Source organism: Mesorhizobium sp. IMUNJ 23033 (assembly GCF_044778005.1).
Lineage (GTDB): Bacteria > Pseudomonadota > Alphaproteobacteria > Rhizobiales > Rhizobiaceae > Mesorhizobium > Mesorhizobium amorphae_A.
Window position 1 is genome coordinate 376358 of sequence record NZ_JBJACT010000004.1, and the last position, 9663, is coordinate 386020.

Annotated in this window: 8 protein-coding genes and 2 pseudogenes; 2 read left to right on the top strand and 8 right to left on the bottom strand. The window is 60.5% G+C overall.

The window, feature by feature from the left end; all coding sequences use genetic code 11:
* Positions 1-10: 10 nt before the first annotated feature.
* The 7 genes from trbJ to ACFX5Q_RS07065 all read right to left on the bottom strand — a co-directional run bounded on the left by trbJ (position 11) and on the right by ACFX5Q_RS07065 (position 7292).
* Positions 11-736 (bottom strand): P-type conjugative transfer protein TrbJ, encoded by a 726-nt coding sequence (gene trbJ / locus ACFX5Q_RS07035; protein ID WP_192182971.1) that lies wholly within the window; start codon positions 734-736, stop codon positions 11-13.
* A complete protein-coding gene (trbE, locus tag ACFX5Q_RS07040; RefSeq protein WP_404276446.1) occupies positions 733-3183 on the bottom strand; it encodes a conjugal transfer protein TrbE in 2451 nt (816 codons plus the stop codon). The genes trbJ and trbE overlap by 4 nt, the downstream gene beginning before the upstream one ends.
* Entirely contained in the window at positions 3177-3449 is a 273-nt protein-coding gene (locus tag ACFX5Q_RS07045; RefSeq protein WP_192257616.1) for a VirB3 family type IV secretion system protein, read from the bottom strand. The genes trbE and ACFX5Q_RS07045 overlap by 7 nt, the downstream gene beginning before the upstream one ends.
* Positions 3449-3757, bottom strand: a complete 309-nt coding sequence (locus ACFX5Q_RS07050) for a TrbC/VirB2 family protein (RefSeq protein ID WP_192182968.1) — start codon at positions 3755-3757, stop codon at positions 3449-3451. Before ACFX5Q_RS07050 ends, ACFX5Q_RS07045 begins: the two co-directional genes overlap by 1 nt.
* Before the next feature lie 11 nt (positions 3758-3768).
* On the bottom strand, positions 3769-4737 hold the full coding sequence (gene trbB / locus ACFX5Q_RS07055; RefSeq protein ID WP_404276448.1) for a P-type conjugative transfer ATPase TrbB: 969 nt from the start codon (positions 4735-4737) through the stop codon (positions 3769-3771).
* A complete protein-coding gene (locus ACFX5Q_RS07060) occupies positions 4734-5147 on the bottom strand; it encodes a CopG family transcriptional regulator (protein ID WP_404276450.1) in 414 nt (137 codons plus the stop codon). The genes trbB and ACFX5Q_RS07060 overlap by 4 nt, the downstream gene beginning before the upstream one ends.
* Positions 5148-5261: 114 nt before the next feature.
* Positions 5262-7292, bottom strand: coding sequence for a conjugal transfer protein TraG (locus ACFX5Q_RS07065; RefSeq protein WP_404276452.1), 2031 nt, complete (start codon positions 7290-7292; stop codon positions 5262-5264).
* Positions 7293-7904: 612 nt separating this feature from the next.
* Between ACFX5Q_RS07065 and ACFX5Q_RS07070 the strand changes: the two genes are divergently transcribed.
* Positions 7905-8792 (top strand): hypothetical protein, encoded by an 888-nt coding sequence (locus ACFX5Q_RS07070; protein WP_404276454.1) that lies wholly within the window; start codon positions 7905-7907, stop codon positions 8790-8792.
* Between the two features lie 42 nt (positions 8793-8834).
* Here the strand turns inward: ACFX5Q_RS07070 and ACFX5Q_RS07075 are convergent.
* Positions 8835-9305 (bottom strand): annotated as a pseudogene (locus ACFX5Q_RS07075) (IS6 family transposase); the annotation flags it as partial.
* Between the two features lie 53 nt (positions 9306-9358).
* On the opposite strand from ACFX5Q_RS07075, the pseudogene ACFX5Q_RS07080 reads away from it, so the two are divergent.
* Positions 9359-9529 (top strand): annotated as a pseudogene (locus tag ACFX5Q_RS07080) (IS6 family transposase); the annotation flags it as partial.
* Positions 9530-9663: the final 134 nt, after the last annotated feature.

Consider the following 9663-nt stretch of genomic DNA (forward strand, 5'->3'; position numbering starts at 1 on the left):
GAGCTGGTGATCAGTTGCCGGGATAGGCCGTGCCGGTGCCCAGGAAGCGCTTCGTCATCTCGCGGGCGGCTTCCTCGGACTGGGCCTTGCGGGCGGCATCCTCGGCCTCAGCTCGAAACTGCGTCGCGAGCAGCGTCTGGATTTGCATCTGCTGCTTGGTCGAAAGCGCGATCAGCTGGTTGGTGGCCTGGCTTGCCTCAAGCGCACCTGCCGCGCCCTGGCTACGGTTGACGAGATCGGCAAGCAGGTCGCCGTCGCCGCGGACGTTCTCGACGATCTGCGACTGCACACCCATGGTCTGGCGGAACGCCTGCAGGGCGCTCTGCCAACGCTCGCGCGCGGCACTTGCCACGTCGCTGACCTTGATCGTGGCGTCGTAGCTTTCCGGGTATTGACTGCGCCACTGGTCCTGAAGTTTGCCTAGATCAAAGCTCAGGCCGCTTGCCTGGTCCATGAGCCCATCAATGCGATGGAGCGCGCCGGTGAGTTGGCCCACGGAAGAGAAATCCAGGCTCTGAAGGTTGCGCGCCATGTTCTGCAGCACGGTTGCCTGGTTCTGAAGCGATTGGATCTGATTGTTGATCTGCTCCAATGCGCGTGCCGCCGACAGCACGTTTTGCGCATAGTTCGACGGATCGAAGACGATCAGGGCATAGGCTGGCTGAACATAGTCGGCCAAGGGTTTGGCGATCAGAGAAACTGTGATCAGGCTGGTGAAAAGGCGGCGTCCCATCATGACGATTGCTCCTTGTCTGGTTGAGGGAATTGCAGAAGAAGTTCGACGGCCCAATCGAGGCCGCGCGAATTCAGGAAGTGGGAGGCAAAGCCGTCCTGCCCGTGCTCGAACAGGGCCCTGTCGATAAGGGTCTGCGTAGCTGGATCGGAGGCGCCACAAAGCGCGAGTGTGATGGGACCCAAGCCCAGCTCGAAGAGCCGGTTGCCGCGACGCGATTGGAGATAGTATTGCCGCTTCGGCGTGGCGCGGGCGATGAGGTCGATCTGCCGCTCGTTCAGACCAAAGCGCTCATAGGCCGCCCGCGCTTGCGGTTCCACGGCACGGTCATTGGGAAGGAAAATACGCTGTGGGCAGCTCTCGATGATTGCAGGCGCTATTGCAGAGCCGGCGACGTCGGCAAGCGATTGCGTGGCGAAGATGACCGACACATTTCTCTTGCGCAGCACTTTCAGCCATTCGCGGATACGGGCGGCAAACAGCGGATTGTCGAGATAGACCCAGGCCTCATCGAGCATGAGCAGCGTCGGCCGTCCGTCGAATCGCTCCTCCAGCCGATGAAACAGATAGGTGAGCACAGGCAGCACAGCGCCTTGGCTGTGCATCAGCTCCTCAGTCTCGAAACATTGCACATCCGACAAGGCCAGCCGATCATCATCGGCGTCGAGCAACCGACCGAAGGGGCCGTCGAGCGTGTAGGGCATCAACGCAGACTTCAGCCCATTGGACTGAAGCAGGACCGACAGGCCGGTCAGCGTGCGTTCCTGCGCCGGCGCGGTAGCAAGGCTGGTGAGTGCCGACCAGATCGCCTCCTTAACTTCTGGGGTAACTGCGACGTTCTCATGGGCAATGAGGCCGGCGACCCATTCGGCCGCCCAGCTGCGGGCAGCCTGGTCGCTGATGTCGCGCAACGGCTGGAAGGAAAGCGCCCCGTCCGCGCCGAGTGCATGGTGCTCTCCACCCATGGCAAGGGTCGCCGCACGGGCCGAATTGCCTTTGTCGAAGAGATAGACCTGGGCGCCGGCGTAGCGTCGGAACTGAAGAGCGATCAGCGCAAGCAGAACCGACTTTCCGGCGCCGGTCGGACCAACGATCAGCATGTGGCCGACATCGTCGATATGCGTGGAAAGCCGGAACGGTGTCGATCCGCTGGTCTCGGCCACGAGAAGCGGCGGGGCGTCGGTCTGGGTAACCTTGGCGAGATGCTCGTTCGTTGCTGAGCCGGCCCATACCGAGGAGAGCGGCATGAGATGGGCGAGATTCAGTGTGTGAACGAGCGGCTGGCGAACATTGGCATAGACATGGCCGGGCAATGAGCCGAGCCAGGCCTCGACCGCATTGACGCTTTCACGGATCGTGGTGAAGCCGAGCCCATTGATGATGCGTTCGACCGAACGAAGTTTCTCTGCGGCGGCTTGGCGATCCTCGTCCCATACCGTCACGGTCGTCGTGAGATAGCCGAAGCCGACATGATCGCCGCCCAGGGCCTGAAGTGCTTCGTCGGCATCGAGCGCCTTGTTGTCGGCATCGCTGTCGACGAGCGGGACCGGTTCGTTGGTCACAACCTCGCGTAGGATCGCGACGATCGATTTGCGCTTAGCAAACCACTGCCGCCGCAACCGGGTCAGCGTCTTCGTGGCTTCGGTCTTGTCGAGCGGAATGAAGCGCGTCATCCAGCGATAGGCGAAATCCCGGTTGTTGAGTGCGTCGAGGATTCCGGGCCGTGTAACGTTCGGAAAGCCGAGGATGGTGAGTGTGCGAAGATGTTGCTCACCCAGCATCGGCTCCAAGCCGCCGGTAAGCGGCGCATCGACCAGGATGCCGTCCAGATACATCGGTGTTTCCGGCACGGCGACCGGATGGCGACGGGTCGAGATTGTGTCGTGCAGATAGGCCAGCGTCTCGGCATCGTCGAGGGCGCGCACCTCGGGCATGAAGCCCGACAGAAGATCCAGAACCCGGTCGGTCTCGTCTCGGAACCGCGCCATCTCCTGGCGCCAGTCTCTTTCGCCTTCTGAATGATGCGAGTCGACGAGCACGCTTTCCGCCCGTGCCTGGCTGTCCGGCGGTGGCATGAACAGCAAGGTCAGATGGTAGAGGCTTTCGAAATGCGCGACCTTGCCCTCGAAGGCCGCGCGGCGTTCTTCGTCGACCAGCCATGACGCCGCGTCGGGAAAGCGAGAATTCGGATAGCCCAGCGCTTCGATCCGCTCGGCTTCAACGAACAATGCCCAGCCCGAGCCAAGGCGTCTGAGCGCATTGTTTGCCCGCGCGCAGATGCCGACGAGCTCGGCTTCCGTCGCGCTTTCGAGATCGGGGCCGCGGAACCGAAAAGTTCGCTGGAAGCTGCCGTCCTTGTTGAGCACGATGCCCGGCGCAACAAGTGCGGCCCACGGCAGATGATCGGCAAGCCGGTCGGCTTTGCCGCGATATTCCGAAAGATTCAGCATGCAAGCCACCCCTTGAGACGAAGGTGGCGGACAAGCACTGTGGCGAAGTCCGGATCGCGCCTTGCGGCGAAGACCGCGAGTGTGTGGCCGGCAAGCCAGAGCACCAGCCCGGCAATCCATTGTTGCAAGCCCAGGCCGATTGCCGCGGCCACCGTGCCGTTGAGGATCGCGACCGCCCGCGGCGCACCGCCGAGCAGGATCGGGTCGGCCAACGCCCGGTGGACTGGAACCTCGAAGCCCTCGATATGCTGCTCGCCCGCGACCATCAGACGAGCGCCCCGCCACCGAAAGAGAAGAAGGAGAGGAAGAAGCTCGATGCCGCAAAGGCGATTGAAAGGCCGAAGACGATCTGGATGAGCCGGCGGAATCCGCCTGCGGTGTCACCGAAGGCAAGGGTCAAGCCCGTTGTGATGATGATGATCACCGCGACGATCTTGGCGACCGGTCCCTGCACCGACTCCAGTATCTGCTGCAGCGGCTGTTCCCATGGCATGCCGGAGCCGGCCGCGTGAGCCGAGGCCGTAAGACAAAACGCGAGCGCGGTGGACGAAAGAAAGCGAAGCTTCTTGCGCATGAAGTGACCTTTCAAAGCTGCTGGAGTTGGGGAAGCGTGAGCGGGGCGACAGCGTAATCGCCGCTGCCGTCGAGACCGGTGACCTCGGCAATCGCGTCGATGCGGCGCGAGGATCCGCGCCCGGCGATGAAGACGATCAGATCAATGGCATCGGCTATGAGACGGCGGGGAACGGTGACGACGGCTTCCTGGGCGAGTTGCTCAATCCGGTAGAGGGCGGAGCGCGCCGAATTGGCGTGAACCGTGGCGATGCCGCCGGGGTGGCCAGTGTTCCATGCCTTCAGCATGTCGAGGGCTTCCGCCCCTCGGACTTCGCCGACGATGATGCGGTCGGGCCTGAGCCGCAGCGTCGAGCGTACGAGATCGGCAAGCGTCACCGAGCCCCGTCTTGTCCTAAGCGCAACGCAGTCCTTGGCAGCGCACTGCAGCTCGCGTGTGTCTTCGATCAGGATCACCCGCTCGTCGCATTCGGCGACTTCGGCCAGCAGCGCATTGGCGAGCGTGGTTTTGCCCGAAGACGTGCCGCCCGCGACCAATATGTTGCGCCGCTCGCGCACCGCCTTCCTCAGCGCATCGGCCTGCAGCGGCAGCATGATGCGGTCGGCCACATAGTTGGCCAGCGGGTAGAGATTTGCCGCTGGCTTGCGAATGGCGAAGCATGGCGCCAGTACGACTGGCGGCAACAGCCCCTCGAAGCGCTCGCCCGAGGGCAGTTCGGCGCTGACGATCGGATTATCGGCATGCGCCTCGGCGCGCACATGGGAAGCGACAAGGCGGACGATGCGTTCCGCCTCGGATGGGTGCATGTGCACGCCAGTATCGACCAGGCCCTCTCCTAACCGGTCGAGGCGCAGCGCACCGTCGGGATTGACCATCACCTCGATGACCAAGGGATCGGCTAGGGCTTCGGTGATCGCCGGGCCCATGGCGGTGCGCAGCATTGCGCGGCGACGATGGTCGGCCTCCGGATGAGAGCTCATCCTTCCCCTCCCGCGCCATTGTCCTTGCCAAGCGACCGTTTCCCCGACGCGATCTGACGGCCGACTTGCTCGACGAATTTGTCGAAACGTTCCTGGGCGATCGCCTGTGTCGCCCTGTCCGGGACCGGCGTATGAGCATGAAGCGTGATCGAAAAGCGGATAAAAAGTGCGAGGCTCTCCAGGATCATCTCGGCATCGCGCCTGACATGAGCGAGGTCGCGGGAAAGACGGTCGAGCCTTACGCCGTAGCGCCGGTCGAGCTCGTTCTCGCCACGCCGCTCGATGAAGGCTTCGATCGCCTTCGCCACGATCGCTGATTTGGTCGTCGATGGATCGCGGCCAAGGTTGTCCAGCTTCTCGCTTAGCCCAGGCTCAAGCAGAAACTGATGACGGATACGGTGCGGCTTCATTTGGCTTGTTCCAACTGGCCGCACGGCGGGTACGGCGGCGGGAACAAGCATCGGCCAGATGCTCAAATTCGCTTATGGCTGTTATATACGCTGAAGTACGCCGGTCATGGAGCTTCAGAAGCCGGGCACGATGTCCTTGTCGTCGCCCCTTCCCTCGTTGATGCCGTAGGCACGCGCGGCGGTAGAGATCCGATCCATGACGCGCTTGTCGACAAGTGCCTCACTATCGTCGTCGGCGGGCACGAACAGATCACCTTGATCGGGCTCCGGAGTCACGACGGCGTGTTCCTCCGGCAAACCCGGATGGCGCTGCTGTTGGATACCGCCCTCATCTTGAATTGCCGCGGTGGCGGTTTCGTTGTCGGCAGCAAGCCGGCGATCGACGCCGCGTACTTGTCCGGTCCAATCGTCCGGGCGCCACATAGGGCAGTCCGCGTAGGGACCGTCGTGCAGGACGGGCGAAGACAGCACCCGCTCGGTGAAATTCTGATCTTGGTAATAGCGCAGCTTATTGGCGCGGATCGGCGGCAATCCCGATACCAGCACCAGTTCGTCCGATGGCGGCAACTGCATCACCTCGCCCGGCGTCAGCAGCGGGCGGGCAGTTTCCTGCCGGCTCACCATGACGTGCGAAAGCCAGGGCGCCAGCCGATGGCCGGCATAGTTGCGCATGGACCTCAGTTCCGTCGCCGTACCAAGTGCGTCTGAGATGCGCTTGGCGGTGCGCTCGTCATTGGAGGAAAAGGCAATCCGTACGTGGCAATTGTCGAGAATGGCGTTGTTTTCGCCATAGGCTTTCGAGATCTGGTTCAAGGATTGTGCGATCAGGTAAGCGCGAATGCCATAGCCGGCCATGAAGGCGAGCGCGGTCTCGAAGAAATCTAGCCGCCCGAGCGCCGGGAATTCGTCGAGCATCATGAGCAGTGGATGTTTGCGGCTCTTCTTTGGATCGCCTTCCAATCGCTCGGTGAGCCGCCGGCCGATCTGATTGAGGATCAGTCGGACCAGGGGCTTTGTGCGCGAGATGTCCGAAGGCGGCACGACCAGATAGAGCGACATTGGTCGTTCGGCATCCATGAGGTCGGCGATACGCCAGTCGCAGACCGAAGTTGCCGCAGCCACAGTCGGATCGCGATAGAGCCCGAGGAAAGACATGGCAGTCGAGAGAACGCCGGAACGCTCGTTCTCAGATTTGTTCAGCACCTCACGTGCGGCCGAAGCCACTACAGGATGCACCTGAGGCCTGTCGGTGGCACCGAGATGGTTTGTCGTCATCATCCGCTGCAGTGTCGCTGCGAACGAGCGTTGCGGATCCGACAGGAAGGTGGCAACGCGGGCAAGCGTCTTTTCCTCCTCGGCGTAGAGCACATGCAAGATGGCCCCGACCAGGAGTGAATGACTGGTCTTTTCCCAATGATTCCGTCGCTCCAGCGCGCCTTCCGGATCGACGAGGATGTCAGCGATGTTCTGGACGTCGCGGACCTCGTTCGGACCTTTGCGCACTTCCAGCAGTGGGTTGTAGCGCGCTGACCTTGAGTCGGTCGGATTGAACAGTAGGCAGTACGAGAACTTCGACCTCCAGCCAGACGTCAGCTGCCAATTCTCGCCCTTGATATCATGAATGACGGTCGATCCTGTCCAGGCAAGAAGCGTTGGGATAACCAAACCGACGCCCTTGCCCGAACGTGTAGGCGCAAAGGCCATGACGTGCTCCGGTCCGTCATGGCGAAGATAGCAATCCTTCAGTTTGCCGAGGAAAACGCCTGCCGACCGAAACAGCCCTGCCTTCTCGATCTCCCGCGTGTTGGCCCATCGCGAAGATCCATATGTGGTGACCAGACCACGCTGTCGCGCGCGCCAGAGCGAGCCAGCCATCGCGGCCGCACAACCCACGAATCCGCTGGCGCCCGCGAGCATCCCAGCCTTGTCGAAGACCTCAGGCGCGTAGGCGTCGAAGTGGAACCACCAATCGAAAAGCTTCCACGGCTTGTAGATCGGCCATCTGCCCACGGCAAACCATGGCCCGCCTAGCGCCGGCTGATGGTCGAGCATATGGGCGCACCATTGCGTCGCCGCCCACACGCCCAGAATGACGATTGCGAACACAACAGCGATCTGCCCAATCAGCAGCTTTGTGGGTGTCATTGGCTTGGCCCGCCGGACAACGCGACCTAGCATCGCGCGGCGCGTCCGGAACCGGAATACGCCTCACATACGATTGGGTGCCATGAACGACCCGCTATATTGCCATAACGGTCATCCGCCCGGCAGTTTCGGACTGCATTCTTATGCGACTTTGACCTGTAGCGGCTAAGTTAAAATGTCCGGATCTGGCAATGCAGGAATGTCGCTCCTCCTTGTGCATTGCCAATCTCTCGCCTTCGACGGCACGGGAGATTGGCAGGTTGGGATCGGTTGTGGCCGAGCGACCGCTTCCTCGCACTCAGCGGAAACTAGATGCTCGCGACGAGGTCTTGGGAGCTTCCCCGCATCCCTATCGATGTGGCATCCAGGCTTGCAGCTTATTATAGTATGTTCTGTGATATAGATGTCGCGCGGCCGGATCAGGCCGCCCACCTCGAACGACCTCTAAGAACGCGGCAAATAAGGCCAATTCTTAGGATAGCACCCCTCGGAATCATGTATATGGTCCCACGACCGGCCCGCTCCAGGTGTCGACATTAAGTTCGCCCCTGCGATTGCGTTAGACTAATACATCAGTAACTATTGGGCTGCGGCTTGGGGGTGTTGCAGTTCGTGTACAGGATCTTTTGGTCATCTGCGTTTCGCTTCGCAGCCTTCTGGGCTATCGCGATTGGGGTCATCTACGTCGCCTCGTTGTGGCTGCCTTGGTTCGACCTGACACTGATCTCCACAGCATTTGAAGGCATTGCAAAGGGCATCGCGGCCGGCAATGACGAGATGGCTATTGCGACTGCGCGGGATCACGACTTCATCTATTCCCTCGCATTGCTCATTTTCTTTACTGGCTTGGGCCTGCTTGTCGCATTCTTCGTCATGCACACCCTCGCGGTCACCGTCTCGCTTTTGCGAATGCGGCGGCTGCTGAGCAGCCGTGACAGCTCCGTTCGTTTTGCGCGTGACTATGAGGTCGAGATTCTACCTCGGTTGCTTCGCCATCGTTTGATCGGCGCCGCGTGGAAGGAGTTCGACGAAACGCTTCTGAAAGGCAAAGTTGAAGCTGGCGGTCCTATTCAAAATACGATCCGGCCACAAAGTTTCATCAACTACGGATTGGTCCGAGAAAAACTGCCCGGCTTGAAAGTGATCGGCAGCGTCTCCGGCTATTTCGTCGGTGTTGGTCTGTTGCTTACGTTCATCGGAATCGTGCTTGCACGAAGCCGCCAGGGGCGCGAGCAGCAACGATATCGACGTGATGAAAAACGCGATGTTCAACCTTCTGAACGTGGCCTCATTCAAGTTCGCCACGTCGATCGCAGGACTCTTTACGTCGATCGTTTTTGCGCTGATTTCAAGGTTTCTGATTATCGGAATAGAGGGGGCGCTGGCGAAATTATGCGAGGTCGTCGAGCATCAGTTGCAATACACGGCTCCACAGTCGATCACGGCCGAAATGAACGAGGTCGGAAAGGAGCAACGAGATCAGTTGAAAGGGCATCGTAAACTTAACGCTGCGAAGGCACGATTTGGAGTTCTGCCTTTGGTTCAGGCGGCATGAAGGCGTGCGATCTGGCGCCATGTTTCCATGGCTATTGCTCGCAGCTCGCGATGATGGGTGGATGAGATGTCGTGGCGGGGAATGTGAAAGAGGTTGGCGATCGGGTCGTGGATGGAAACAAAGCGTTGAAGCTGCCTGGCTGACTTGAAGCGCTTCATGATCCTCTCACGCCTTCGGATCGGCTGATGGGAGTTTTCCGCCCGATTGTTCAGGCCTTTGTGCGAGCGATGTTCGACGCTGGGCATGATGTCGCGTTTTGCGGCGCCATAGGACCGGAGCTTGTCGGTGATCATCACACGGGGCGAACGGCCTTGTCCTCTCAGGAGTTTTCTCATCAACCGCTTTGCAGCCCTGGCACTCCGGCGGTTCTGGACCAGGACGTCAAGGACGAAACCATCCTGATCGACGGCACGCCATAGCCAGTGTTTCTTGCCGGCGATCGTGATCACAACCTCATCGGGTGCTGTCACATTGATTTTGGCTTAACGGTTTGACGATAAGTCAGGTTGGCATGGTCGAAGCATGCGCCACCTACAAGAACCATCGCTTCCCGATCGAAATCGTTGCTCATGCCGTCTGGCTTTATTACCGGTTCGGGCTGAGCCTGCGCGATGTTGAAGAAATGCTGCTGGAGCGGGGGATCGTCGTCTCCTACGAGACCATCCCCCGCTGGGGAAAGAAGCACAGTCGGCGTTGGTGCGCGGATATGAAATCGAACGCATTTCGATCTTTAATGTAGTTGGTTATGCCTGCGTGACTTGACGCCGGATAGACTCCGGGCGTGCCCATGCCAGCATGCGGTTGAGAACGATGCAA

Bases quoted from the DNA above. Each gene is read 5' to 3' on its own strand.
- ACFX5Q_RS07045 (WP_192257616.1), bottom strand. From the start codon at position 3,449: ATGGTCGCGGGCGAGCAGCATATCGAGGGCTTCGAGGTTCCAGTCCAC.
- ACFX5Q_RS07065 (WP_404276452.1), bottom strand. From the start codon at position 7,292: ATGACACCCACAAAGCTGCTGATTGGGCAGATCGCTGTTGTGTTCGCA.
- ACFX5Q_RS07060 (WP_404276450.1), bottom strand. From the start codon at position 5,147: ATGAAGCCGCACCGTATCCGTCATCAGTTTCTGCTTGAGCCTGGGCTA.
- ACFX5Q_RS07050 (WP_192182968.1), bottom strand. From the start codon at position 3,757: ATGCGCAAGAAGCTTCGCTTTCTTTCGTCCACCGCGCTCGCGTTTTGT.
- trbJ (WP_192182971.1), bottom strand. From the start codon at position 736: ATGATGGGACGCCGCCTTTTCACCAGCCTGATCACAGTTTCTCTGATC.
- trbB (WP_404276448.1), bottom strand. From the start codon at position 4,737: ATGAGCTCTCATCCGGAGGCCGACCATCGTCGCCGCGCAATGCTGCGC.
- trbE (WP_404276446.1), bottom strand. From the start codon at position 3,183: ATGCTGAATCTTTCGGAATATCGCGGCAAAGCCGACCGGCTTGCCGAT.